Source organism: Phenylobacterium sp., from assembly GCF_030645195.1.
Taxonomy (GTDB): domain Bacteria; phylum Pseudomonadota; class Alphaproteobacteria; order Caulobacterales; family Caulobacteraceae; genus Phenylobacterium.
In genome coordinates this window covers 12,058-34,761 of the sequence record NZ_JAUSLW010000039.1, presented here as the reverse complement: position 1 = coordinate 34,761, position 22,704 = coordinate 12,058, and the positions used below count along the sequence as shown (strand labels likewise).

Sequence of the window (22,704 nt, the reverse complement as noted above, 5' to 3'; positions counted from 1 at the left end):
TCAGGTTGACCTTCTCCCAGACCATCCTGGCCAGGCCCTCCGCCTCGGGTCGGCTCATGCCGCGGAAGCGGGCGTAGAAGGAGGCGGGGTCGTGCTCGGCGGCCTCCCACAGGCCCATGAAGCGGACGGTGAACCAGGTCTCCAGGTGGGCTTCGTCGGCGTCCAGATAGACCAGGGTGTCGATCAGGGAGGGGCCGTGGGTGGGGATCAGGTTCAGGCCCTCGATCACCAGGACGTCGGGCGGATCCAGCGTGCGGGCGAGCGCCGGATCGACGTCATAGGTGACGTGGGAATAGCCGGGAAAGACGGTGGGGCCTCGGCGCACGCCCTCCAGGGCCGCGCGCAGGGCGGCATGATCGTAGGAGGGCGGGAAGCCCTTCTGGTTGGTGAGCTCCAGCTCCGCCAGCCGGGCGTTGGGCAGGAGAAAGCCGTCGGTGCAGACCAGCTCCACCCGGGCGCCGTCCCGCGCCAGGCGGTCGGCCAGGGCCTGGGCGAAGACGCTCTTGCCGGCGGCCACGGCGCCGGTGACGCCGACGACATAGGTCCCCGACGCAGGACGCCGCGCGGCCAGGCGCTCGGCCACCTGGCTCAGGTCCATCTCGGCCATCGGCCCTCCGCATTTTCCGCCCCGCGACCCTGACACGGGCCCGGCGCTCTGCGCTAGATGGGCGCAAAGAAGGGGAGAGACATGGCCGGCACGAGCAACAACACCTCCGTCGAGGACCTGAACCGCGCCAATGAGGGCAAGCTGCCGGGCCATCTGGGCCTGACGGTGACGGAGGTCTCCGACGGCCGCGTGGTGGGGAGGTTCGAAGTGCGGCCCGACCTGGTGGCCCATACCGGCTTCCTGCTGGCGGGCTGCCTGCTGTCGGTGGCCGACATCCTCTGCGCCTACGGGGTCTCCACCGCCTGGCCGGAGGGGGCCAGCGGCTTCACCACCGCCGAGGTGAAATGCAACTTCATGAGCACCCTGCGGGAGGGTGCGGTGGTCTGCACCGCCCAGATGCTGCACGGCGGCCGCACCACCCAGGTCTGGGACGCCACCCTCACCGACGCGGCCACCGGCAAGCTGATGGCCGCCTTCCGCTGCACCCAGATCATCCTCTATCCGCGGGCGGGTTAGCTCTTCGGCGGCGGCGCCTGGAGCAGTTCGATGGTGTAGCCGTCGGGGTCCTTGGCCAGGCCCACCACCGCCCCGCCCAGGGTGGCGATGGGGGCGGGCTCGCGCAGGATGGTCAGGCCGTCGGCCTTGATCCGGTCGCTCACCGCCTTGGGGTCGGTGACATAGAAGACCAGCTTGACCGGATTGTCGGTGTAGTTGCGCGCCGAGCCGTCGGTGTAGTGCATCAGCACCACCGCGGTGCGGCCCTCGAAGGCCACCACCACCTCGTCCATGTAGTCGAGCTTGAAGGTCTGGGTCTGGGTCATGCCCAGGACGCGGGTGTAGAAGTCGACGGAGCGGGCCAGGTCGCTGACCCCGATGCCGACAGCGCCGAGATAGTCCGGAGAGCGGGGCATGCTGGGTTCCTTGAAGACAAGGGCCAGACCCTAGCGCGGAAACGCCACCGCGCCATACTGCAGCATCGAATTCTCTGACCCTAGAGGGCGATCTCCAGCCTCAGGGAGGCCACCACCGCGTCCTTCACCTGGGGGTCGCCGCCGGGGCGGCGGATGAACTGAAGGCCTGGCTGCAGGCGCACCTTCTCGGTGATCTGGTCGGAATAGGCCATCTCCAGCACCGTCTCGCCCGCATCGAGGACGGGGCCGCCGGCCAGGACCGAGGCGTCCCGATAGGCGCGGCCCAGGGCGGCGTAGGTCACCCCGACGGTGAGGCTGGAGTCCGGGCGGCCGGCGAAGACCGGGGCGGCCAGCAGGCCCGCCTGGATGCTGCCGCGGAAGGGGCCCGTGCGACCCTCGGCGATCCCGGCGCGCAGGAAGCCGGTCAGCGCCCGGACGGGGCCTTCGGTCAGGGGCCGTTCGACGAGCGCGTAGGCGCCCTGGGCCGTGCGGCGGACTGGCTGGCCCGCCGCGTCCAGGGTGGCGAGGTCGTCCTGTTTGCGGGTGAGGCGCCAATAGCCCACGGCCAGCTTGCCGCGGGCGGTGGCGCCGGCCTCGGCCACCAGCACCGATCCGTCGTCGAAGCTGAAGTCGGCGCCGCCGTCGTCGCCGGGCACGCCGGTGCGGGCGTTGACCAGGGCCGCCTGCAGATAGGTGGTCGGGCTCGGCTCGACCCGCACGCGAAGGCCCAGCGACGTGGAGGGATAGGCCGCCGCGCCGCTGGCGGCGAAGTCGGGCGCGAAGCCGAAGCTGGGATTGAGCAGCAGGCTCGAAGAATCAGCGACCGCGAACTCCCCGCTGATGTCGGAGAAGCCGAGCCGCAGGTTGACCTGACCGCCGGCCAGGCTCTGCTCCAGCCAGGCCTGGTAGAGGCGCAGGCGCTGGGACGACACCTCAAGGGCGTCCACCCCCTGCAGGGCGCCGGCCCGCAGGCTGGGGGTCTCGCCGCTGGTGTTGAGCAGATCGAGATGGGCCGATCCGCCGCGCCAGCCGACCGCGCGGTCCAGGTCCAGGTCGGCGCTCAGGTTCAGGCCGTCGAGCAGGTCGGTTCCGCGCGCCGCGCCGCCGCGAAGGACGCCGACGCTGTCGAGCTTGTAGTCCAGGGCGACCGTCAGGACGGGACTGTGGAGTTCGGCCTCGGCCGCCTGGGCGCCCGCCGCGCCCGCCAGGGCCAGGGTGACCGCCGCCATGCAAAGCCCTCGCAGCCGCCCGGCCCCGTTCCCAAATAGAATCACAGTCTGTCCCGATAAAAAACTCACTATACGTCATGTATAGATTGGGAAACCTAAGGATTCATGACCTAAAGATTGCGGAAATCCTCAATTTTCATAGTAAAAATATCCTTAGAGGGCCCATTGGCGCTCCACACCTTTGCGGGCGCTAGGCGTCCGATCGGCCTGAAAATATCTCAGCAAAAACAGCGTTGGGTGCGGAGCGCCGCGGGGCCTGTCCGCCTCGCCTGCCTCCTGTGGATGGACCGCCGCGGCGTCCCCGCCGCGCCCCCCAGGGCGGGGAGTCTTATATGCCCATTTCGAGCATAGCGAATACAAGGGCCTCGGGATCCAATATCCCCACAATGAGGTATTCGGCGTGGAATTGGCGCCCGGACATTTGTCGTTGACCGGACCCCTTATGGGTTGGTTAAGTGCCGATATGACTATTTTGCGCCCTGCAAACCTCAGGCGTAACCATGTCCAACTCCCCCCAGCCGGCGCGTAAGCCCCGGGCCATCGAGCGCTATCTCACCGCCATCGTCATCACCCTGGTGGTCTTCGCCGCCGGGGCGGCCCTCGGCGAGGGCCTGATCGGCCTGATGGGCGAGCGGCAACGCGAGCGGGAGACCGCGGCGACGGCCCAGCGCTCCGCCGCCACCCTGGAGCTGGTCTCGGCCAGCAAGCAGGTTCAGATCGACGTCATCCAGGTGCAGCAGTTCCTCACCGACGTCTCCGCCACCCGAGGCCTCGACGGCCTCGACGACGGATGGGCCGCGGCCGAGGAGAACGCCGCCGCCTTCCAGGCCGACGCCGCCCGCGCGCGGACCCTGGCGCTCAAGCTCGGCGCCCCGACCATGGTGGCGGCCATCGACCAGGCCACCGCCAGCTTCGACGCCTTCCATCAGACCGGGGTCAGCATGGCCCACGCCTATGTCGACCAGGGTCCTGTGGGGGGAAATGCGATGATGCCGCAGTTCGACGCCGCAGCCGCCCAGATGACCCAGGCCATCCAGGCCACCCAGGGCGAAATGACCAAGCTGCTACGGGCCCAGGCCGTGGACGCCGCGGCCGCCGAAGCCAAGATGGTCGCCGACAGCCGCCGCGCCCTGGCCCTGACCGGGCTGGCCGCTCTGCTGACCGCGCTGGGCGGCGTGGCGGTGATCGCCATCCTGCGCCGCAAGCTCCTGCGCCCCCTCTCGGTGCTGGTGACCTACATGTCGGATCTGGCGGCGGGCGACTACGACAAGCCCGTCCCCGTCGCCGTCTCCGCCGACGAACTGGGGGAGATGGCGCGCTCCATCGTGGTCTTCCGCGAGGCCGCCCTCGAACGCCGCGACCTACGCGTCGCCCAGGAGGCTCTCCGGGCCGAGGAGGAAAAGTCCAAGGACCAGCGCGACGCCGAACGTCAGGCCGCCGAGCGTGATCGGGACGTCCTGGTCCAGGCCCTGGCCGAGGGCCTGTCGCGTCTCTCCGATGGCGACGTCGGCTACCGTGTCCAGGTGCAGGTGGCCACGGACTACGAGATTCTGAAGCGCGACTTCAACCAGGCCGCCGAGAAGCTGCAGACGACCATGCGCGGGATCGGCGCCGCGGCCGAGGGCGTGGGGGTGGGCGCCGAGGAGATCGCCAGCGCCGCCGACGACCTGTCGCGCCGCACAGAACACCAGGCCGCCTCCCTGGAGGAGACCGCTGCGGCCCTCGACCAGATCACCGTCACCGTGAAACAGACCGCCGGCCGCGCCGCCGAGGCCAACGCCGTGGTGGCCGAGACCCGCGCGGACGCCCGTCAGACGGAGGAGGTGCTGGCCGCCGCCGTCACCGCTGTGGGGGAGATCGAAGCCTCCTCCAACCAGATCGGCCAGATCATCGGGGTGATCGACGAGATCGCCTTCCAGACCAACCTGCTGGCCCTGAACGCCGGGGTCGAGGCCGCCCGCGCCGGCGAGGCGGGCCGCGGCTTCGCCGTCGTCGCCTCCGAGGTCCGGGCGCTCGCCCAACGCTCGGCCGGCGCCGCCAAGGAGATCAAGACCCTGATCGCGGCCTCCTCCGGCAAGGTCAGCGAGGGGGTGACCCTGGTGGGCCGCACGGGGGAAGCCCTGACCCGCATCCTCAAGCGGGTGGAGACCATCGGAGAGTCGGTGACCGCCATCTCGGCCTCGGCCCAGGAACAGGCCGGTGGCCTCTCCGAGGTCAACGCCGCGGTCAACCAGATGGACCAGGTCACCCAGCAGAACGCCGCCATGGTGGAGCAGACCACCGCCGCGGCCCATTCGCTCAAGTCCCAGCACGCCGACCTGGCCGCCCTGGTGGGCGCCTTCGAGGTGGGAACCCCCGTGTCGCGCGCGCGACCGACCCGCCGCGCAGCCTAGAAGGGACCGAACTCTAGCGGTCGCGGCGGAACTTGACGGCGTCGGCGGCCAGGGAAGACGCCATCTTGGCCTCGAGGTCCTCCTCGGCCTGATAGGGCAGGGCGCCGGCCACGCCGCGGATCGCCAGCCACATCTGCAAGCTGAACTGCGGCAGGATCTTCAGGGAGCGGCGCTTGTCGGTGACGTCCCAGCCGGCGGCCTCGAAGGCCTCCACCTGGTCGCGCTCGGACTCGCGCTCGATCCTGTCCCAGTCGGCGGGCAGGGCCACCTCGTCGGCCTCGTCCAGGGTGAGGCCGAAATTGGCGCGGCTGACCTCGTCGAGCTGCGGGAACTGCGCCTGCGCGCCCGGCTCGCGCAGGGCGGGCTTCATCACCGAGGCGAATTCCAGGTCGGCGATGCCGGGCAGGTCGATCAGGCGGCGCAGGGTGCTCATGGCCAGGAGTTTACCCCAAGGCCCGTCGCGGCCCAAGCGGGCTGGCCGTCGCGCGAACGCCTGATACACCTTGGCCATGACCAGCCCCGCCGACAGCTATGATCCCCTGACTCCGGTCCCGCAGACCCGCCGCGCCTTCGCCATGGGCGACGCCTTCTCCCTGTGGTTCAGCCTGGGGATCGGCCTGCTGGTGCTGCAGGCCGGCGCCTTCCTGGTCCCGGGCCTCAGTCTGCCCCATGCGCTCGCCGCCATCGTCCTGGGCTCGATCCTGGGGGTAGTGCTGCTGGCCGCCGCCGGGGTGGTGGGGGCCGACACCGGGCTCTCGGCCATCGGGAATCTGAGGCCGGCGCTCGGCGTGCGCGGGGCGGCGGTCCCGGCCGCGCTCAACGCCCTGCAGCTCACCGGCTGGGGCGCCTTCGAGATCATCGCCATGCGCGAGGCCGCCGACGCCCTGGCCAAGCAGACCTTCGGGGTGTCCAACCCGATCCTCTGGACCCTGCTGTTCGGCGTCCTGGCCACGGCGCTGGCGGTGATGGGGCCGGTCTCCTTCGTCCGCCGGTTCCTGCGGGCCTGGGGCCTGTGGCTGCTGCTGGCGGGGGCGGCCTGGCTGACCTGGCGGCTGCTGGCCGACCATGACCTGGGAGCCCTGATGGCCCGGGCCGGGACCGGCGAGATGAGCTTCGGCGCCGGGGTGGACCTGGTGGTGGCCATGCCGCTGTCCTGGCTGCCCCTGATCGCCGACTACACCCGCTTCGGCCGCTCGCCAGGGGCCATGTTCCGGGGCAGCGCGGCGGGCTACCTGCTGGCCAATGTCTGGTTCTTCGCGCTCGGCGCCTGCTATGCGCTGGCCTCCGGCGGCGGGGAGGGGATGCTGCTGACCGCGCTGGCGGCCACGGGCTGCGGCGTCGCCCTGCTGCTGATCCTCATCGACGAGACCGACAACACCTTCGCCGACATCCATTCCGCGGCGGTCTCCACCGCGACCCTGGTCCGCGCCCGGCCGGCGCGCCTGGCGCTGGCCTATGGGGCGGCTTGCACCCTGATCGCCCTGTTCGCGCCCCTGGCGCGCTACGAGGGCTTCCTGCTGCTGATCGGCTCGGTGTTCGCGCCCCTGTTCGGGGTGCTGCTCACCGACCACTTCGTCGTGCGGCGCCGGCGGATCGAGGCCGACGCCATCGCCCTGGTGGGCGGCGCCTACTGGTTCACCGGCGGCTTCAGCCTGCGGGGCCTGGCGGCCTGGGCGATCGGCATCGCGGCCTACCAGGCGGTCAGCCGCCTGGAGCCGGGCCTGGGGGCGACCCTGCCGGCGGTGGCCGCGGCGGCCGCGGCCTATCTGGCGCTTACGACTTCGCCGCCCCGCCGCTCGTGATTTCCTTGATCAGGCCCTGGAGCTGCTGCTTGCCGCCGGCGTTCCAGACCGCCTTCATGTGCTCCAGCGTGCGGGCCGCGGCGTCCTCGAACTTCCAGTCGCAGTCCTCGAAGCGGCAGTCGGTGAAGACCGGGGCCTCGCCGCCGGCATAGACCATGCGGCACTTCTGGAAATCGCAGTCGTAGAAGGTCTCGCCGTCGAGCTGGACGGTTTCACGGGTGAAGGCTGTGGAGCTTTGCATGGCGCGGTCTTCCTGAGGTCTTTGGGGCGAGGCGGCGGGCCCACCGCGAGGAACGCGGGTCAGGTTCGGAGAAGCGCTCGGCAGGGCGGCTAAACACCTGAACGGCGGCCGGAAAGCAAGCCCGGGATGCTCAAACCTGTGTTGGGCGAATGTGTCGCAGCGCCGATTAGCACTCCAAACAGTACAGCCAGGGTACCCAGAATCCTGACCGCGCGACCCCTCGCGCCCGCCCTGGAGTCGGACGATCTCAAGCCCCCCGCTCTTTGTGCGATTGGACGAGGCCGCCGTCGCGGTGCGCCACGTCACCTTGCCGCGCCTGGGGTTGAGCCTGTTCTGCGCGATGATGGCCGCCATGATCCTGGGGCCTTTCCAGGCCGCCGGCTGGCTGGCCAGCATCCTTGCGCTTGAGGTCTGGCTTTGGGCTGCGAGCCGCAGCCAGGCCCGCGGCGGACCGGTGCGACACCGGGCGCGGGCGAACTTCCTGGTCAGCTACACCGCCATCAGCCTCGCCTGGCTGGCGCTGGGGGTGTTGATGTGGACCGACGGCACGATCGCTGGACGGACCTGCGCCGCAGTCGTGTCGTTGACGGTCGCGGCCCTGGTGGTCCTGCTGTTCTACAGCACCCCGGTGGTGTTTCTGGCGGCCGGGGCCGTTCCCGCGATCGGCGCCCTGCTGATCGTCGGGCTCTCCGCCGGTCAGAGCTGGCTGGAGATGGCGCCCATTCTGATGGCCCTGGGGCTCGGGCTGATCTTCATCGGCGGTCGGGCGGTGGAGACACCATCGGCCCAGGCCCAGCAGCGCGCGATCAACGACAGCCTGCAGAAGTATCAGGCCCTGGCCGAGAACATCACCGACGTCATCGCCCGGACCGACCTCCAGGGCGTGCACACCTACGTCTCCCCGTCCGTGGAAGCGGCCCTGGGCTATCGGCCCGAAGAGCTGATCGGGATGTCGCGCATGCACATCATCGATCCCGAGCATCATCCCCGGATCCTGGCCGCCGCGGCCCGGATGCTGGTCGATCCCGCCCGCGCCGAGGTGGTGACCGCCAGGGTCCGACACAAGGATGGCCGCTGGCTCTGGGTCCAGACCAATGCAAAACTGGTCTGCGAGCACGGGGTCCCGGTCGCGGTCATCGACGTCAGCCGCGACATCACCGAGCAGGTGGCCAAGGACCAGGCGCTGCGCGAGGCCAAGGCCGAGGCGGAGAGCGCCAACCAGGCCAAGGCCGAGTTCCTGGCCAATGTCAGCCACGAGATCCGCACCCCCATGAACGGGGTATTGGGCGCCCTGCAGCTGCTGGAGCGCGAGCCGATCTCGGCGGAGGGCCGCGAACTGATGCGCCAGGCCGCCGACTGCGGGCTGATGCTGTCGCAACTGCTGAACGACGTGCTCGATTTCTCCAAGATCGAGGCCGGCCAGCTCGACCTGAGCCCCGAGCCGATGAACATGGGCGAGGCCCTGGACACCGTGGTGGCCCTGCTGGAGGGCCAGGCCCGCGCCAAGGGGATCGAGCTGCGCCCGGAGACCTTCGGCGCCGACCTGTGGATCGCCGCCGACCCCGTGCGGGTGCGCCAGGCGGTGTTCAACCTGCTGGGCAACGCCATCAAGTTCACAAAGGCCGGCCACGTCGCGGCCCGCCTGACGGTCACCCCCGAGGCCGACGGCCAGCGACACGTGCGGCTGGAGATCGAGGACACCGGGGTCGGCATTCCGCTCGAGGCCCAGCCCTACCTGTTCGAACGCTTCCGCCAGGCCGAGAGCTCGACGGCGCGCCGCTTCGGCGGCTCGGGCCTGGGGCTCTCCATCACCCGGGCGCTGGCCCGGCTGATGGGCGGGGACATCGCCTTCACCAGCACCGAGGGGGTTGGCTCGACCTTCTGGCTGGACTTCACCGCCCCGTCCGCCGTCCCCGTCCCGTCCGCCGTGGCGGATGAGGGCCTGCTGGAGGGCGTGCGCATCCTGCTGGTGGAGGACAATCCCACCAACCGCCTGGTGGCCCGGACCCTGCTGACCCGCCTGGGCGCGCAGGTGGCCGAGGCCGAGGACGGGTTGGTCGGCCTGAACGCCGCTCGCGATGGCGGCTTTGATCTGATTCTGATGGACGTGCAGATGCCCAACATGGACGGGATCGAGGCGACGCGGGCCATCCGCGCCCTGCCGGGGCCGGTGGCCCAGACCCCGATCATCGGCCTGACCGCCAATGTCATGACCCACCAGCAGGGCGCCTATCGCGCCGCCGGCATGAACGGGGTGGTGGCCAAGCCGATCTCCGTCCCCGCCCTGATCGGCGAGATCGCCCGCCTGCTCGAGCCCGACGACACCGCCATCGCCGTCTGAGGCGAAAATCCGGGACAGGCGCGTCGTTGAAGGGTATCGGCCCGGCCATGAGCGAACTCTTCTTCGACCTCCAGGCCACCCACAACCCGCACCGCTGGTTCATGCCCCTGACGCCGGCCGTCTGCGTGGGCCCGCCGGACAACCTTTTCATGTACGGCGGCATCGGCCTGGCCAGCGCCATCGCGGCCATGGAGCGGACCTGCGAACGCCCGGTGATCTGGGCCACGGCCCAGTACCTCTCCTATGCGCGGCCGGGCTCGGTGGTGGACCTCGACGTCTGGGTCCCGGTGCAGGGCAAGTACAACAGCCAGGCCCGGGTGATCGGCCATGTCGGCGATCAGGAGATCTTCACGGTCAACGCCGCCCTGGGCGCGCGGCCCAGCACCGTCTCCCACCAGTGGGTGACCATGCCCGACATGCCGCCGCCGGAAGACTGCGTGCGCTCGGTGCTGTGGGGCGACCAGGGGGACAACCTCAACGGCCGCCTGGAGGTGCGCATGGCCAAGGGCCGCTATGGCGAGGGCTCGCGCACCGGCCAGCTCTCCGCCGACGGCCGCCTGGTGATGTGGATCAAGCCGGTGGAGGACTACGCCGTCGACGCCAGCCTGCTGGCGATCATGGCCGACTACGTGCCCTCCGGGGTCGGGGCGGCGCTGGGCCGCCAGGGCGGCGGCAACAGCCTGGACAACACCCTGCGCATCCGCCGGATCGTGCCCACCACCTGGGTGCTCTGCGACATCCAGATCACCGGCATCCATGGCGGCTTCGCCCACGGGGTGATGAACCTGTTCGCGCAGGACGGGGAGCTGATGGCGACCGCCAGCCAGTCGGTGATCGTCCGGATGATGGACTAGCCGAACTTCTCCATGTCCTCGTCGGAGATCTCGTAGTCGCCATAGACATTCTGCACGTCGTCGTCGTCGTCCAGGGCGTCCAGCAGCTTCATCAGGGTCCCCACCGGCTCGCCGCTGATGGGGGTCGAACCCTTGGCCCGCCAGATGATCTTGGTGGACTTGGCCTCGCCGAGGCTGGCCTCCAGGGCGCTCGCCACCTCGGCGAAGGCCTCATAGGCGGTGAAGATGGTGTGGCCCTCCTCGTCGGATTCCACGTCCTCTGCGCCGGCCTCGATGGCGGCCTCCATCACCTTGTCCTCGCTGCCGACCTTGGCCGGATAGACGATCTGGCCCAGGCGATCGAACATGAAGGCCACCGAGCCGGTGGCGCCCATGTTGCCGCCGTTCTTGGAGAAGGTGGACCGGATGTTGGCCGCGGCGCGGTTGCGGTTGTCGGTCAGGCCCTCGACGATCAGGGCCACGCCGCCGGGACCGAAGCCCTCGTAGCGCACCTCGTCATAGGATTCGGCGTCGCCGCCGGCGCCCTTCTTGATGGCCCGGTCGATATTGTCCTTGGGCATGGACTCGGCCTTGGCGTTGGCCACGGCCAGACGCAGGCGGGCGTTCATGGTGGGGTCGGGCAGGCCCGACTTGGCCGCCACCGTGATCTCGCGCGACAGCTTGGAGAACAGCTTGGAGCGCACCGCGTCGGCGCGTCCCTTGCGGTGCATGATGTTCTTGAACTTGGAATGTCCGGCCATGATGTGGTCTGTTGTTCTCGTTCAGGCGGTTTTGTGAGTTGAGGGCTTCTAGCGCCCAGGGGCGAGGAAGGCCAGCGGGGGAGGAACCTCCCCGATTTCGAAGGGTTTGAGTGGCATGAGAGACCAGTACGAGCCGATGAGCGACTATGCCGAGGCCTGGGACGGTTCCCTAATCTACGGCAAGGAGCATCCTCGGAATGGATTGGGCCCGGTGGCGGCCTCCGGCGCCATGTTCGGGTCCTTCGTCCTGGGCGCCTTGGTGGGCGTTGGCGTCATGGTCCTGCTGCGCCAGCTCGATGACGCCAGTGACGGCGGGGTCATTCTGCGGCGGGTCCAGCCCGCGCGCTAAGGGCCGCCCAACCGCCGAGGCCTCAGGCCGGCTCGCAGTCGATCTGCGCCACCTCGCCGTCCGACAGGCGGTAGATGGCGTCCTGCGGCGTGGGCGGGGTCAGCATGGCCTCGCGGGGCAGGCCGCCATAGAGCCCCCGCAGGATGCGGCCCGACAGGCCGTGGGAGACCAGGATGATGTTCTGCGTCTCGTCCACTGAGGTCAGCCAGTCCGACAGCCGCGCCAGCACGCCCTCGAAGCTTTCGCCGCCCGGGGCCCCGAAGTAGCGCTCGGGATAGGGTAGGTCTATGGGCCTGCGCGCCTCCAACTCATCCAGGGACAGCCCCTCCCACGACCCCATGCTGACCTCCGCCAGCCGGGCGTCGAGTTCGGGCGCCAAGGCCCAGCCCATGGTCTGGGCGATGATGAGCGCGGTGTGATGGGCCCTGCCTAGGGGGCTGGCGACCATGCGCCACCCGGCAGGGTCGGGGACCAGGCGGGTCAGCAACTCGCCCGTCCGCCGGGCCTGGGTCTGGCCAAGCTCGGTGAGGGGGGAATCCGATCCGCCCTGGTACCGGCGCGCCAGGTTCCATTCGGTCTGGCCGTGGCGCGCCAGGTAGATCAACGCTTGCGGCGCACGACGGGGTGGGAGGAGGAGAGCCCGCCGTCGACGGCGATGGCCTGGCCGTTGACATAGGAGGCTTCGTCGCTGGCCAGGAACAGGGCGGCGTTGGCGATCTCGATGGGCACGCCGCCGCGGGTCAGCGGGTTGAGCTGGCCGATCTTGTCCTCGTTGCCGCGGGCCCGGGCGCCGTCGAAGATCGGCTGGGTCATGCCGGTCTCGATCAGGCCGGGGCAGATGGCGTTGACCCGCACCCCGGTCCCATAGAACTCGTTGGCCGCGGTCTGGGCCAGGTTGATGACGCCCGCCTTGGAGGCCGAATAGGGCGACCCGCCGGCGCCCGACCGGATGCCGGCCACCGAGGCGGTGCAGATGATCGAGCCCTTGGCCTTGGGAATCATCACCCGGCTGGCGTGCTTCACCAGCAGGAAGGCGCCGATCAGGTTGACCCGCAGGATCTCGGCCCAGAAGGCGGCGTCCTGGTCGTCGAAGGCGGTCCAGCCGCCGGAGATGCCGGCGTTCGCCCAGGCCACGTCGAGGCCGCCATATTCGGAGACCGCCTTGGCTGTCAGGCTGGCCACGAAGGCTTCCTCGCCCGCGTCGCCGGTGAGGGCGACCACCTTGCCGCCGGCCCCCTCGACCAGCTTGGCGGTCTCCTGGACGGTGTCCATCTTGTCGGCGATCACCAGGTTGGCGCCCTCCTGGGCGAACAGGACCGAGGCCGCGCGGCCGATGCCGGAACCCGCGCCGGTGATGATGGCGCTCTTGCCGGAAAGACGTCCCATGGGATTTCCTCTTCTCTGAATCTGGGTCCCGGCGGTCAGCCGAGGATGAAGTTGACCACCAGCCCGGCCGCGATCAGCAGGCAGAGCGGCGAATAGTAGAGGCGGTTCAGCCGATAGAAGCTCGTGGTCCGGGTCCGGCGCCAGAGGGCCGGGATGTAGCCGGCGAGCCCACGGGCCAGGAACACGAAGGTCATGGCGACATAGGCCAGGGCGAAGGCCGGCCGCCAGGGCCCGTCCCAGGCCTCGACGCTGAACATCAGGACCGTGAGCGCGCCGACCAGGATGGCGCAGGCCACGAGCGCGGTGACCAGGCGGGCGGCAGGCTCGCGCCCGGCGCCGCTCCCATCACCTTGTCCGACAGCGAGAGCGGGTCCTTGCCCGGCCAGTAGACGCCGGCCGCCCAGGCGAAATGCAGCAGGCTGATGGCGATCAGCACGGCCGCCAGGCTGAACGCCACCGGGTTGGTCATTTGGCCCGCTCCGCCGCGTCCAGGATGGCGTCGGCGACGATGTCGAACAGGGCCGGCGGCAGGTCGTGGCCCATGCTGGCGATCACCCGCAGCTCCGAGCCCGGAATCGCCGCGGCCGTGGCCTGGCCCCCTGCCAGAGGCACCAGGGGATCGTCGGCGCCGTGCAGGACGATGGTGGGGAGCCTGAGGGTCTTCAGGCGCTCGGTGCGGTCGCCATAGGCGCGGATGGCGGCCATCTGACGGGCCGATCCGGTGGGATTGAAGGCCCGGCCATGCTCGGCGATCACCCGCGCGCGCAGGGCGCCCTGCGGCCAGGGATAGCCGGGGCTGCCGATGGTGAGCGCGTTGTTGACCCCGTGGGCGACGAAGGCCTCGAAGTCGGCCTGCGGATTGGGCGGCGGGGTCGAGAGCACCGCGGCGGCGGCCGGGGTGGAGTCCATGGTTCCGGGCCCGCCGGTGGCCGACATGATGGAGGTCAGCGACAGGGTGCGGTCCGGGTGCTCGATGGCGGCCACCTGACCGATCATGCCGCCCATGGAGACCCCGGCCACATGGGCCTTGGCCGCCCCGACCGCGTCGAGCACCGCCATGGCGTCGGCGGCCATGTCGGAGAGCGTGTAGGCCTGGCCCGGCTCGAACCAGGTGGAAAGGCCGGTGTCGCGGTTGTCGAATCGGACGGCGCGATAGCCCTTGGCGGCCAGCTTGGCGCAGAAGGCCTCCGGCCAGCGGGTCATCTGCGAGCCCAGGCCGTTGATCAGCAGGATGGTCTCCGGGCCTTCGCCGAACACCTCGTACTCGATCGCGACGTCGCCGTTGCGGGCCTTGGGCATGTTTCTCTCCCCGTGGGTGAGCTTTCGGTGGAGGCGTCCCCCACGCTCGTCATCCTAGGCCTTGTGCCTAGGACCCCTCCAGCCGTCACTCAAGTCTTGCGAGGTGAAGCGGCCGCGCCACGGCTGCGATGACGATCTCAACGCAGCCGTGAGAGGGGTCCTCGCCACAGGGGCGAGGATGACGATGTTGGAGTTGTTTACGGCACCATCACCACGCGGCCGACGGCGGCGCGGCTTTCGATATAGGCATGCGCCGCGGCGGCTTCCGACAGCGGGAAGACCCGGTCGATCACCACCTCCAGCTCGCCCTTGGCGGCGTCGTTGATCAGCTTCTGGATGTTGTCGTGCACGCGGTCGGTGGAGATCTCGGCGCCGAGGAAGACCCCCGACAGCGAGCGGTTGCCGCCCATCAGCGAGCCGACGTCCACCACCATGGGCTCCCGGCCTGCGGCGCCGACCATGGAGACCCGGCCGCGATAGGCCAGAGCATTGATGGAGCCCTGCAGGGTGGGGCCGCCGACCGAGTCGACGATGACGTCCACGCCCTTGTTGTCGGTCAGGCGGCGGGCTTCCTTCACCACGTCGTCGCGGGTGTAGTTGATGCCGTGGTCGAGACCCAGGCGCTTGAGCTTTTCCAGGCGCTCGTCGGAGGAGGCGGTGGCCAGGATCAGGCCCGCGCCGGCCCGCTTGGCCAGCTGGATGGCGGCCACGCCGACCCCCGAGGCGCCGGCCTGGATCAGGACGGTCTCGCCCTTCTTCATGCGGCCGAACTCGAACAGGCAGTCGTCGGCGGTGCCGAAGGTGACCGGAATGGCGGCGGCCTTCTTGATGTCGTAGCCGTCGGGGACGAGCCAGCAGTTGCGGGCGGCCACGGCGCGCATGGAGGCGTGGCTGCCGTAGTTCATCACGGTGGCGACCCGCTGGCCGACCTTCAGATGCTCGACCTCGGGGCCGACCTCGACGATGGTCCCGGCGGCCTGGTAGCCCACCACGTGGGGCTTGGTGGCGAGCGGCCCGCGCCAGCGGCTGAGGGTGTCGCCGCCCTCGATGGCGATGGCCTCGACGGCGATGATCACGCCCTTGGGGTGGCAGGTCGGGTCGGGCAGGTCCTCGTACTTCAGGACTTCGGGTCCGCCGTTCTCGTAATAGACCGCAGCCTTCATGGGTCGCTCCTAATGACTTAAAACAAATGTTTGACTTAGGTCTCACGCCCTCGCTGATGAGACAAGGCGAGGAAATCTAAAGGCGGAAGCGGACACATGGAACTGGCGAAACCTCGGGTCGACATCGGTCTGTCCACCAACGATCTGGAGCCCATGCTGGCCTTCTGGCAGGGCGAGGCGAGCATTCCCTTCGACCATCTGCTGAGGATCCGCCGCGGCCAGGACCAGCACCGCCACGACGCCCTGGGCTCGGTGCTGAAGATCAACCATCACGCAGATCCGCTGCCGGATGCGGCCCCCAGCGGCTATCGCGAACTGATCGTCGCGAGACCCGGGCTGGCGGCGCCCAGGACCCTCACCGACCCCGATGGCAATCGCGTGACCCTGGTTCCGCCGGGCCTCGGGGGCGTCACCCAGATCGGCGTCCGCCTGGCCGTCCGCGACCTGGCCGCCCACTGCAAATTCTACAGGGAAGGGCTGGGCCTGACCGAGGAGGCGCCCGGCGCGTTCCGGGCGGGCGAGACCCTGCTGATCCTGGAGCAGAGCCCCGACGCGCCCTCCGACGCCGGCATGGCCGGCAAGGGCTGGCGCTACATCACCTTCCAGGTCTTCAAGGTCGACGAGGCGCACGCCGCCATCCTGGCCAAGGGCGGCCGCGAGGCCATGCCCCCCACCACACTGGGGACCACGGCGCGGATCTCCATGGTGCGCGATCCGGACGGCAACTGGATCGAGATCTCCCAGCGCGCCTCCATCGTCGGAAGCCTCGCGGCGCACTGAGGCCGCCGCCTATCGGCGGCTCATAGTCCATTTGGATCATGCGGGGGCGCAGGCCAGCGGTCAGACAGGGCGGGCGAACACCAAAGACCTACCCCCAAGGGTCGACCATGCGTCCTGTCATCACCGCTTCCCGCGCGCCCGCGCCCGCCGCCGATCCCGGCGTCGCGGCCCGGGCTGACACGACCCTGGCCGTCTGCGGGGGCGGCCCTTCGACGGAATGCGGAACACCGGGCGCATCCCCGGGACCGCAGAGAGCTTCCGCCGGCGGGCCGGACATCAACCCGTAAGATCCTTGAGGCTGGGGGGCCTGCCAACATGAAGAAGATCCATATTCCCGTCGTCGTCGCCGGGGCTCTGATGCTGACCGCCTGGGGGACGCCCCAGATCGCCGCGCCGAGCGCGCTCACCGCGCCGGCGCCCATCGAGGGCTCGGCCGGCAGGTACGCCTCGCCCTTCACCTCCGACGGCGTCACCGCCGGCTGGGTGACCAAGTCCATGCAGGTCAAGGCCGCCGGCCAGATCGGCTCGATGGCGGGCAACTACGCCGGCCAGACGGCCTTGGAGCAGGTGCCCTTCGTGGGCGGCTTCCTGGGCAAGAAGGCGGGCGCGGCCATGGGCCGGGGCATCGCGCTGAAGGCCATCGGCGGCGAGGAATTCCTGCGCTCGTCCACCGACCTGTCGTTCAATTCCCTCAACGACATGGCCCTCTACATGTACGTCAACTACTCCGCCAACCCCGAGTACCAGAAGATCCTGGACGCCACCTACGCGATCTATCCCGAGTTCCAGACGGCCTACCTGCCGGCCCTGCAGACCGCCTCGGTCGGCAAGTAAGACCATGCGTATCCACCTTCCGCTCATCGGCCTGGCGGCCGCCCTCGGCGTCGCCGCGGCTCCCGCTGTCGCCGCCCCCAAGCTGAAGCCCCAGGGCTCGGCCACGGTCTATCGCGACACCACCACCTCCGACGGGGTCAAGGGCATCGGCACGGAGAGCCAGGACATCGTCTCCATGGCCGACGCCATGTTCCGCGACCTGCTGAACGTGCCTGAGCTGATGAACCGGCCGACCCCGCCACGGATCATCGTCGACCCGAAATACTTCCGGAACGAGAGCTCGGAGATCATCGACAAGGCCCTGATCACCGACCGCATCCGGGTCAACCTGCTGCGCGCCGCCGGCGGCCGCATGCGCTTCATCGGCCGCGAATACGCCGGGGCGGTGGAGGAGGAGCGCGCCCTGAAGGACGCCGGCAAGGTGGATGTCGGCACCACGGGCCGCACCCGGGCCCAGGCCGGCGCCGACTACCGGCTGGTGGGCCGCATCGGCACCCGGGACGCCATCGACACCCGCACGGGCACGACCTCGCGGTTCAGCCAGTACACCTTCGAGCTGCTCGACATGGAGTACGGCGAGATCATCTGGTCGAACCTGTACGAGTTCAAGAAAGAGAACCGCGACGACGTCGTCTACCGCTAGGCCCGACGATGAAACCCGCAGTCCTTGCCGGCGCGCTGCTGCTGGCCGCCGCCAGCGCGGCCCAGGCCGCCGCGCCGCCGCCCCCGCCGCCCGTACCCTATGAGGCGGGGCCGGAGGCCTTCGTCGGCCGCCTGGCCGCCGACCTTCCGGGCAACCGGGTGCTGAACCAGATGGAGATCGGCGCCCGCGCCTTCTGGCGCGCCGACTACGCCACCGCCAGGCCGGCGCTCGACGACGCGATCCTGCGCATCGACTCGGTGTTCTCCGACAACGCCAACGCCGCCAAGGCCCGCAAGCTCTGGTACGACGAGGGCTCGAAGGACTTCAAGGGCGAGCCCTACGAACGGGCCATGGCCTTCCTGTACCGCGGCCTGATCTATCTGCACGACGCCGACTACGAGAACGCCCGGGCCGCCTTCCGCCGGGGCCTGATGCAGGACGCCTTCGCCGAGGAGGACCAGAATCGGTCCGACTTCGCCCTGCTGCTGTTCCTCGACGCCTGGGCCAGCCACCTGAACGGCGACACCGACCTGCGCGACGAGACCATGGTCCAGCTCAAGAAGCTGCGTCCCACATACGGCGGCATCGGCGAGAAGGACGACACCCTGGTCCTGGCCGAGACCGGCCTGGCCCCGCGCAAGCTGGGAGACGGGGCGAGCCACGCGTTCTTCGTCTACCGGCGCGGCAAGCCCATCGCCGAGAACCAGGTCCAGGTGATGAATGGGGCCGCCCCCATCCAGGCCTATCCGATGGAGGACATCTTCTACCAGGCCTCCACCCGCGGCGGCCGGGAGATCGACAAGATCCTGGCCGGCAAAGCCCAGTTCAAGGCGACCACCGGCGGGGTGGGCTCCTTCCTGGCCGACACCACCGTGGCGCTCTCCTCCAACAACGCCGCCTTCAGCGCCAACGGCCAGTACGGCGACGCGGTGGCCGCCGTGGGCGTGCTGTCGGGGGTGTTCCTGATCGTCTCCTCCAACTCCAAGCCCCAGGCCGACGTGCGCACCTGGAGCTCCCTGCCCGACACCATCCATGTCCTGACGCTCGCCTCCGGCGGCCGGCCCATGCCCCTCAGCGCCCACTTCCTGAAGGCCGGCGTCCCGGTGGAGGGCGCCGACAAGCCCATCGCCTGCGCCACCGACGCCAACCGCAAACAGCTGTGCCTCGTGCGCGCCCACTAGGAGACTTTTCGATGATCACGCTTCGCAAGACCCTGACCCTCGTCGCCGCCACCGCCGCCCTCGGCCTGTCCGCTTGTGAGACCACCCCGCCCGAGGGTGGAGTCCGCATCGACCAGCAGAACAACATCCGGCCTGAGCTGAACTCGGTGCGGGTGATCGACAACACGCTCGCCAAGTACGTCGGCGCCAAGTTCAAGGTCGACAGCCTGTTGGACACCGAGGGCGCCTATGTCTCCACCGGCCCGACCGGCTTCAAGAAGATCACCGTCCAGATCCGCAACAAGACCAACGTCGCCCTGCCGTTGCAGGCCCGCGCCAGCTGGTACGACGCCTCGGGCGTCCCCACCGACGGCGCCCAGTCCTGGACCTCCCTCTTCGTCCAGCCCAACGCCATGGTCACCTTCGAGCAGAGCTCCGCGCGGCTGAACTCGGCCCAGTACTACGTGGAAATCCGCGGCGCCCAATAGGGCCAGACAGGAGGGTTCGATGACCGCTTTGAAGCTTCTCGCCCCGGCGCTGGCGGCCCTGCTGGCCGCCGGCCCGGCGCTCGCCCAGACCTACCGGCCGCAGGCGCCGGCGGTGACCTATCGCGAGGGCATGCCCGAGGTGAACGCCCCGCAGCCGGGGGTCAATCCGGACGCCGGCAACTATGCCTCCTCCAGCGCCTTCGCCCGCTGGTACGCCTCGGCCGGCCGGCCCTCGATGCTGCTGTTCTGGAACCGCCAGCTGATCGAGGACGCCAGCAGCCAGTACGACAATGTCCAGACCAGCCGTTCGTCCGCGGTGGCGATGGGCGAGGCCGCCGCGGTGCGGGGCCGGGGCTGGGGGGCGAGCGCCTCGATGGGGGCCGCGGCCAGCGCCAGCGAGAGCCGTCAGTACCAGGAGCGTGTGACGGACAGCGGCTACGGCTTCCGAGACACCAACTTCTCGCGCGGGGTGGAGACCTCGATCCTCAACACCTTCCTCTCGGCGGGCGCGAAGATCGTCGACCGCGAGGCGGTGATCCGCAAGGTCTCGGCCAAGCAGAGCCGCGAGGACCGGCTGGACATCCAGTACCTGGAGACCTTGGCCCTGGGTCAGGGCGTCCAGTACCTGATCGAGGTCCTGCCCGACGACGACGTCACCTCGCCCACCGGCGTCACCTTCACGGTGAAGGTCACCCACCTGCCCACCTCCACGGTGCGGGCCCAGTTCACCACCTCGGGAAATCCGCCCAGGGGCGAGGCCAAGTGGGTGGCCACCAACGGCGCGGGCTTCGAGAAGCGCGCGGCCGCGAGCCGCCAGACCCCGCAGCTGATCGGCGCCCAGGTGGCCTACGACACCATGACCAAGCTCCGCTAGCGCGCTCGCTCTGGCGCGCGGAAAGGGCCTGGAGATGGCCCGTCGTCCTCCTCCGGGAGGGCGGAACGGCTGGGCTTGGGGGAGTTACCGGCCGGATCTCCAGACAGGCGCGGCCACCCCCCGGCGGCCGCGCCTGTCGCTTTCGTGGACAAGGCCCGCCGCCTGGCCGATCCTGGCCGCAACGAAGACGCAGCCGGGAAGAGACGATCATGACGATGCGGGCCTTGGTGCTGGGCGGGGGCGGGCCGGTGGGCATAGCCTGGGAATCGGGCCTGATCGCGGGCCTCGCCCAGGGCGGGGTCGACCTGGGGCGGGCCGACTTCATCCTGGGCACCTCGGCGGGCTCCTTCGTGGGCGCGCGCCTGGCCCTGGGGGCGGACGCCGCCAGCCTGGCCGATCCCATCCTGGCCGAGCCGCCGCCGGCCCCGCGTCCGCCCGGCGAGGCCCGCGCGCCGGGCGCCGACCTTTCGGTCCTGGTGAAGATGATGGCCGAGGCGCAGGGCGGCGTCCGCGATCCCCAGGAGGTCCGCGCCGAGATCGGCGCCTTTGCGCTGGCGGCCAAGACCTCCGACGAGGCGACCTTCCTCCAGAGCTTCGGGCGGTCCTTCGCGGGCCTGCCGGAGGATGCCTGGCCCGAGCGCGGCTTCGCCTGTACGGCGGTGGACGCGTTGACCGGCGAATTCCAGATGTGGACCAAGGCGTCGGGCGTCGGGGTCACCCGGGCGGTGGCCTCCTCCTGCAGCGTGCCCGGGGTCTATCCGCCGGTGACCCTCCAGGGCCGCCGCTATATCGACGGCGGCATGCGCTCGACCATCAACGCCGACCAGGCCGTGGGCCATGGCCTGGTGGTGGTGATCCAGGTGCGCGGCGGCGCCAACGCCGGCGCGGCGGCGCAGGCCACCGCCGCCCGGGTGGAGGCCGAACTCGACGTCCTGCGCGCCGGCGGCGCCAAGGTGGTGTTGATCGGTCCCGATGACGGCAGCCAGGCGGCCATGGGCCTCAACCTGATGGACTTCCGCAGACGCGCCGACGCGGCCCGGGCCGGCCTGGCGCAGGGGTTGGCGCAGGCGGCGGCGTTGAAGGCGGCCTGGGTGGGGTAGCCTCAGAATCCTTCTCCCCTTGCGGGAGAAGGTGGCCCTGCGGAGCAGGGTCGGATGAGAGGTCGAAAATCCTATCCAGCAAATCCACTCGTCATCCCGGCCGTAGCGAAGCGGAGAGCCGGGACCCAGGAGCCCAGCCCCGTCACCTGGGTCCCGGGTCTCCCCTACGGGTCGCCCGGGATGACGGGGTTATAGTTCTAAGAGGGAGCGCGACGCCGCAAGGGAAGAAGGACTCCCGTCACCCGTTCCGCTTCACGAAGGCTCGGATGGCGGCGATCACCTGGTCCTGGTGGTCGGCCGTCAGATAGGGGTGCATGGGCAGGCTCATGACCTTCTTCGCCGCCGCGTCCGTCACCGGCAGGCCGCCGGGGGCGGGGTAGCGGGAATAGATCTCCTGCCGGTGGATCGGGATCGGGTAGTAGACGGCGCTGGGCACGTCCGACGCCTTCAGGTGGGCCACGAGGCCATCGCGATCGTCGGTCTCGATGGTGTACTGGGCCCAGACGCTCACCCCGCCCTCGATCACCTTGGGGACGCGCACCACGTCATTCAGACCCGCCGCATAGCGGTCGGCGACGACGTTGCGGGCGGCGATCTCGTCCTCGAAGATGGTCAGCTTCTGCAGCAGCACCGCGGCCTGGATGGTGTCCATGCGGCTGTTCATGCCGATGCGCATGTTCAGGTACTTGGGGTCGTGGTCGAAGGTCTTGCCGGCGATGTCGGACTTCACCGCCTGGCCGTGGACCCGCAGGGAGACCAGCAGGTCGTGCAGCCGCTCGTCCTTGCACAGCACCGCCCCACCGTCGCCGTAACAGCCGAGCGGCTTGGCCGGGAAGAAGCTTGTGGTGGTGACGTCGGCCCAGTGGATCGGGTGCTGGCCGTTCAGGGTGCAGCCGAAGCCTTGCGCGGAGTCGGCGATCAGCTTCAGGCCATGCTTCTTCGCGACCGCCGAGATGGCCGGATAGTCGGCCGGCTGACCGAACAGGTCGACGGCGATGACGGCGCGTGGGGTGAGCTTTCCCTCGGCCTTCACCGCCTCGATGGCGGCGTCGAGCTTGGCGGCGTCCAGGTTGTAGGTGTCCTCCAGGACGTCGACGAAGACCGGCGAGGCGCCCACCAGGGGCATGACCTCGGCGGTGGCCGCGAAGGTGAAGGAGGGGCAGAAGACCGCGTCACCGGGGCCGATCTCCCAGGCCATCAGCGGCAGCTGGATCGCCTCGGTGCCCGAGCCGCAGGACAGCACGAAGGGCGCCTGGCCGAACGCGCCAAGCTGCTTTTCCACCTCGGCGATCTCCGGGCCCATGATGTAGGCGCCCGAGCGCACCACCTTCAGGATGGCGTCCTCCAGCGGCTGGCCGAGGCGCGCCCGCTGGGCCTGGAGGTCGATGAACGGAATGGGCATGGCGTTGAAGTCCCGGGTCACGAAGCGGCGCGCTTCATGACACGGCGAGTCTAGCCAAGCCAAACACGCTTGTTTTCGAAAAATTGCGAGGAGGGCCAGATCCTCCCC

Annotated in this window: 24 protein-coding genes and 1 pseudogene; 13 read left to right on the top strand and 12 right to left on the bottom strand. The window is 69.8% G+C overall.

The window, feature by feature from the left end; genetic code table 11:
• Window positions 1–607 (bottom strand): annotated as a pseudogene (locus tag Q7T09_RS03605) (type I pantothenate kinase); the annotation flags it as partial.
• Window positions 608–688: 81 nt separating this feature from the next.
• Here Q7T09_RS03605 and Q7T09_RS03600 point away from each other — a divergent pair.
• Window positions 689–1,123, top strand: coding sequence for a PaaI family thioesterase (locus Q7T09_RS03600; RefSeq protein WP_304697692.1), 435 nt, complete (start codon window positions 689–691; stop codon window positions 1,121–1,123).
• Here the strand turns inward: Q7T09_RS03600 and Q7T09_RS03595 are convergent.
• Both Q7T09_RS03595 and Q7T09_RS03590 read right to left on the bottom strand, forming a co-directional pair.
• Complete coding sequence (locus tag Q7T09_RS03595; RefSeq protein WP_304697691.1) at window positions 1,120–1,518, bottom strand: VOC family protein; 399 nt, start codon at window positions 1,516–1,518, stop codon at window positions 1,120–1,122. The genes Q7T09_RS03600 and Q7T09_RS03595 overlap by 4 nt on opposite strands.
• A gap of 80 nt (window positions 1,519–1,598) precedes the next feature.
• Window positions 1,599–2,747: a carbohydrate porin gene (locus Q7T09_RS03590; RefSeq protein ID WP_304697689.1), complete on the bottom strand. Its 1,149-nt coding sequence runs from the start codon at window positions 2,745–2,747 to the stop codon at window positions 1,599–1,601.
• A 500-nt stretch (window positions 2,748–3,247) separates the two neighbouring features.
• Here Q7T09_RS03590 and Q7T09_RS03585 point away from each other — a divergent pair, with 500 nt between their 5' ends.
• Window positions 3,248–5,140, top strand: coding sequence for a methyl-accepting chemotaxis protein (locus Q7T09_RS03585; RefSeq protein WP_304697688.1), 1,893 nt, complete (start codon window positions 3,248–3,250; stop codon window positions 5,138–5,140).
• Between the two features lie 13 nt (window positions 5,141–5,153).
• Here Q7T09_RS03585 and Q7T09_RS03580 read toward each other — a convergent pair whose 3' ends face one another.
• Entirely contained in the window at window positions 5,154–5,573 is a 420-nt protein-coding gene (locus Q7T09_RS03580; RefSeq protein ID WP_304697686.1) for a hypothetical protein, read from the bottom strand.
• A gap of 76 nt (window positions 5,574–5,649) precedes the next feature.
• On the opposite strand from Q7T09_RS03580, the gene cytX reads away from it, so the two are divergent.
• Window positions 5,650–6,942, top strand: coding sequence for a putative hydroxymethylpyrimidine transporter CytX (gene cytX, locus Q7T09_RS03575; RefSeq protein WP_304697684.1), 1,293 nt, complete (start codon window positions 5,650–5,652; stop codon window positions 6,940–6,942).
• Here cytX and Q7T09_RS03570 read toward each other — a convergent pair.
• Window positions 6,914–7,183 (bottom strand): hypothetical protein, encoded by a 270-nt coding sequence (locus Q7T09_RS03570; RefSeq protein ID WP_304697682.1) that lies wholly within the window; start codon window positions 7,181–7,183, stop codon window positions 6,914–6,916. The two genes, cytX and Q7T09_RS03570, sit on opposite strands and share 29 nt — an antisense overlap.
• A 271-nt stretch (window positions 7,184–7,454) precedes the next feature.
• Here Q7T09_RS03570 and Q7T09_RS03565 point away from each other — a divergent pair, with 271 nt between their 5' ends.
• Both Q7T09_RS03565 and Q7T09_RS03560 read left to right on the top strand, forming a co-directional pair.
• On the top strand, window positions 7,455–9,524 hold the full coding sequence (locus tag Q7T09_RS03565) for an ATP-binding protein (RefSeq protein ID WP_304697681.1): 2,070 nt from the start codon (window positions 7,455–7,457) through the stop codon (window positions 9,522–9,524).
• Window positions 9,525–9,571: 47 nt separating this feature from the next.
• On the top strand, window positions 9,572–10,378 hold the full coding sequence (locus Q7T09_RS03560; protein ID WP_304697680.1) for an acyl-CoA thioesterase II: 807 nt from the start codon (window positions 9,572–9,574) through the stop codon (window positions 10,376–10,378).
• Here Q7T09_RS03560 and Q7T09_RS03555 read toward each other — a convergent pair.
• Window positions 10,375–11,118: a YebC/PmpR family DNA-binding transcriptional regulator gene (locus Q7T09_RS03555; RefSeq protein ID WP_304697679.1), complete on the bottom strand. Its 744-nt coding sequence runs from the start codon at window positions 11,116–11,118 to the stop codon at window positions 10,375–10,377. The two genes, Q7T09_RS03560 and Q7T09_RS03555, sit on opposite strands and share 4 nt — an antisense overlap.
• Before the next feature lie 115 nt (window positions 11,119–11,233).
• Here Q7T09_RS03555 and Q7T09_RS03550 point away from each other — a divergent pair, with 115 nt between their 5' ends.
• The gene (locus tag Q7T09_RS03550; protein ID WP_304697677.1) at window positions 11,234–11,467 is read left to right on the top strand and encodes a hypothetical protein; all 234 of its coding nucleotides are present in this window, start codon (window positions 11,234–11,236) and stop codon (window positions 11,465–11,467) included.
• A gap of 22 nt (window positions 11,468–11,489) precedes the next feature.
• Here the strand turns inward: Q7T09_RS03550 and Q7T09_RS03545 are convergent, their stop codons facing one another.
• The 5 genes from Q7T09_RS03545 to Q7T09_RS03525 form a co-directional block, all read right to left on the bottom strand.
• The gene (locus Q7T09_RS03545) at window positions 11,490–12,071 is read right to left on the bottom strand and encodes a histidine phosphatase family protein (protein ID WP_304697675.1); all 582 of its coding nucleotides are present in this window, start codon (window positions 12,069–12,071) and stop codon (window positions 11,490–11,492) included.
• Window positions 12,068–12,853: an SDR family NAD(P)-dependent oxidoreductase gene (locus tag Q7T09_RS03540; protein WP_304697664.1), complete on the bottom strand. Its 786-nt coding sequence runs from the start codon at window positions 12,851–12,853 to the stop codon at window positions 12,068–12,070. The genes Q7T09_RS03545 and Q7T09_RS03540 overlap by 4 nt, the downstream gene beginning before the upstream one ends.
• A 35-nt stretch (window positions 12,854–12,888) precedes the next feature.
• A complete protein-coding gene (locus tag Q7T09_RS03535) occupies window positions 12,889–13,239 on the bottom strand; it encodes a DUF3995 domain-containing protein (protein WP_304697698.1) in 351 nt (116 codons plus the stop codon).
• A gap of 79 nt (window positions 13,240–13,318) precedes the next feature.
• Window positions 13,319–14,152, bottom strand: a complete 834-nt coding sequence (locus Q7T09_RS03530; protein ID WP_304697662.1) for an alpha/beta fold hydrolase — start codon at window positions 14,150–14,152, stop codon at window positions 13,319–13,321.
• Between the two features lie 197 nt (window positions 14,153–14,349).
• Entirely contained in the window at window positions 14,350–15,315 is a 966-nt protein-coding gene (locus Q7T09_RS03525) for a zinc-binding alcohol dehydrogenase family protein (RefSeq protein WP_304697660.1), read from the bottom strand.
• 96 nt (window positions 15,316–15,411) lie between these two features.
• Between Q7T09_RS03525 and Q7T09_RS03520 the strand changes: the two genes are divergently transcribed.
• From Q7T09_RS03520 to Q7T09_RS03490, 7 genes are all read left to right on the top strand, one after another.
• Window positions 15,412–16,095, top strand: a complete 684-nt coding sequence (locus tag Q7T09_RS03520) for a VOC family protein (RefSeq protein WP_304697658.1) — start codon at window positions 15,412–15,414, stop codon at window positions 16,093–16,095.
• A 315-nt stretch (window positions 16,096–16,410) separates the two neighbouring features.
• Window positions 16,411–16,929: a hypothetical protein gene (locus Q7T09_RS03515; protein ID WP_304697657.1), complete on the top strand. Its 519-nt coding sequence runs from the start codon at window positions 16,411–16,413 to the stop codon at window positions 16,927–16,929.
• A gap of 4 nt (window positions 16,930–16,933) precedes the next feature.
• Window positions 16,934–17,572: a hypothetical protein gene (locus tag Q7T09_RS03510; RefSeq protein WP_304697654.1), complete on the top strand. Its 639-nt coding sequence runs from the start codon at window positions 16,934–16,936 to the stop codon at window positions 17,570–17,572.
• Between the two features lie 8 nt (window positions 17,573–17,580).
• Window positions 17,581–18,753: a hypothetical protein gene (locus tag Q7T09_RS03505; RefSeq protein WP_304697653.1), complete on the top strand. Its 1,173-nt coding sequence runs from the start codon at window positions 17,581–17,583 to the stop codon at window positions 18,751–18,753.
• A gap of 11 nt (window positions 18,754–18,764) precedes the next feature.
• Window positions 18,765–19,220 (top strand): DUF1425 domain-containing protein, encoded by a 456-nt coding sequence (locus Q7T09_RS03500; RefSeq protein ID WP_304697652.1) that lies wholly within the window; start codon window positions 18,765–18,767, stop codon window positions 19,218–19,220.
• A 19-nt stretch (window positions 19,221–19,239) separates the two neighbouring features.
• Entirely contained in the window at window positions 19,240–20,094 is an 855-nt protein-coding gene (locus Q7T09_RS03495) for a hypothetical protein (protein ID WP_304697650.1), read from the top strand.
• 209 nt (window positions 20,095–20,303) lie between these two features.
• The gene (locus Q7T09_RS03490; RefSeq protein WP_304697648.1) at window positions 20,304–21,194 is read left to right on the top strand and encodes a patatin-like phospholipase family protein; all 891 of its coding nucleotides are present in this window, start codon (window positions 20,304–20,306) and stop codon (window positions 21,192–21,194) included.
• Window positions 21,195–21,432: 238 nt separating this feature from the next.
• Here the strand turns inward: Q7T09_RS03490 and Q7T09_RS03485 are convergent, their stop codons facing one another.
• Window positions 21,433–22,596: a DegT/DnrJ/EryC1/StrS aminotransferase family protein gene (locus tag Q7T09_RS03485; protein WP_304697695.1), complete on the bottom strand. Its 1,164-nt coding sequence runs from the start codon at window positions 22,594–22,596 to the stop codon at window positions 21,433–21,435.
• Window positions 22,597–22,704 lie beyond the last annotated feature (108 nt).

What these genes read in the sequence shown, in the direction of transcription:
- Q7T09_RS03520 (WP_304697658.1), top strand. Translation starts at nt 15,412, where the DNA reads ATGGAACTGGCGAAACCTCGGGTCGACATCGGTCTGTCCACCAACGAT.
- Q7T09_RS03550 (WP_304697677.1), top strand. Translation starts at nt 11,234, where the DNA reads ATGAGAGACCAGTACGAGCCGATGAGCGACTATGCCGAGGCCTGGGAC.
- Q7T09_RS03585 (WP_304697688.1), top strand. Translation starts at nt 3,248, where the DNA reads ATGTCCAACTCCCCCCAGCCGGCGCGTAAGCCCCGGGCCATCGAGCGC.
- Q7T09_RS03590 (WP_304697689.1), bottom strand. Translation starts at nt 2,747, where the DNA reads ATGGCGGCGGTCACCCTGGCCCTGGCGGGCGCGGCGGGCGCCCAGGCG.
- Q7T09_RS03485 (WP_304697695.1), bottom strand. Translation starts at nt 22,596, where the DNA reads ATGCCCATTCCGTTCATCGACCTCCAGGCCCAGCGGGCGCGCCTCGGC.
- Q7T09_RS03530 (WP_304697662.1), bottom strand. Translation starts at nt 14,152, where the DNA reads ATGCCCAAGGCCCGCAACGGCGACGTCGCGATCGAGTACGAGGTGTTC.
- cytX (WP_304697684.1), top strand. Translation starts at nt 5,650, where the DNA reads ATGACCAGCCCCGCCGACAGCTATGATCCCCTGACTCCGGTCCCGCAG.
- Q7T09_RS03490 (WP_304697648.1), top strand. Translation starts at nt 20,304, where the DNA reads ATGACGATGCGGGCCTTGGTGCTGGGCGGGGGCGGGCCGGTGGGCATA.
- Q7T09_RS03515 (WP_304697657.1), top strand. Translation starts at nt 16,411, where the DNA reads ATGAAGAAGATCCATATTCCCGTCGTCGTCGCCGGGGCTCTGATGCTG.
- Q7T09_RS03540 (WP_304697664.1), bottom strand. Translation starts at nt 12,853, where the DNA reads ATGGGACGTCTTTCCGGCAAGAGCGCCATCATCACCGGCGCGGGTTCC.
- Q7T09_RS03560 (WP_304697680.1), top strand. Translation starts at nt 9,572, where the DNA reads ATGAGCGAACTCTTCTTCGACCTCCAGGCCACCCACAACCCGCACCGC.
- Q7T09_RS03495 (WP_304697650.1), top strand. Translation starts at nt 19,240, where the DNA reads ATGACCGCTTTGAAGCTTCTCGCCCCGGCGCTGGCGGCCCTGCTGGCC.
- Q7T09_RS03505 (WP_304697653.1), top strand. Translation starts at nt 17,581, where the DNA reads ATGAAACCCGCAGTCCTTGCCGGCGCGCTGCTGCTGGCCGCCGCCAGC.
- Q7T09_RS03525 (WP_304697660.1), bottom strand. Translation starts at nt 15,315, where the DNA reads ATGAAGGCTGCGGTCTATTACGAGAACGGCGGACCCGAAGTCCTGAAG.
- Q7T09_RS03580 (WP_304697686.1), bottom strand. Translation starts at nt 5,573, where the DNA reads ATGAGCACCCTGCGCCGCCTGATCGACCTGCCCGGCATCGCCGACCTG.
- Q7T09_RS03600 (WP_304697692.1), top strand. Translation starts at nt 689, where the DNA reads ATGGCCGGCACGAGCAACAACACCTCCGTCGAGGACCTGAACCGCGCC.
- Q7T09_RS03510 (WP_304697654.1), top strand. Translation starts at nt 16,934, where the DNA reads ATGCGTATCCACCTTCCGCTCATCGGCCTGGCGGCCGCCCTCGGCGTC.
- Q7T09_RS03595 (WP_304697691.1), bottom strand. Translation starts at nt 1,518, where the DNA reads ATGCCCCGCTCTCCGGACTATCTCGGCGCTGTCGGCATCGGGGTCAGC.
- Q7T09_RS03570 (WP_304697682.1), bottom strand. Translation starts at nt 7,183, where the DNA reads ATGCAAAGCTCCACAGCCTTCACCCGTGAAACCGTCCAGCTCGACGGC.
- Q7T09_RS03555 (WP_304697679.1), bottom strand. Translation starts at nt 11,118, where the DNA reads ATGGCCGGACATTCCAAGTTCAAGAACATCATGCACCGCAAGGGACGC.
- Q7T09_RS03500 (WP_304697652.1), top strand. Translation starts at nt 18,765, where the DNA reads ATGATCACGCTTCGCAAGACCCTGACCCTCGTCGCCGCCACCGCCGCC.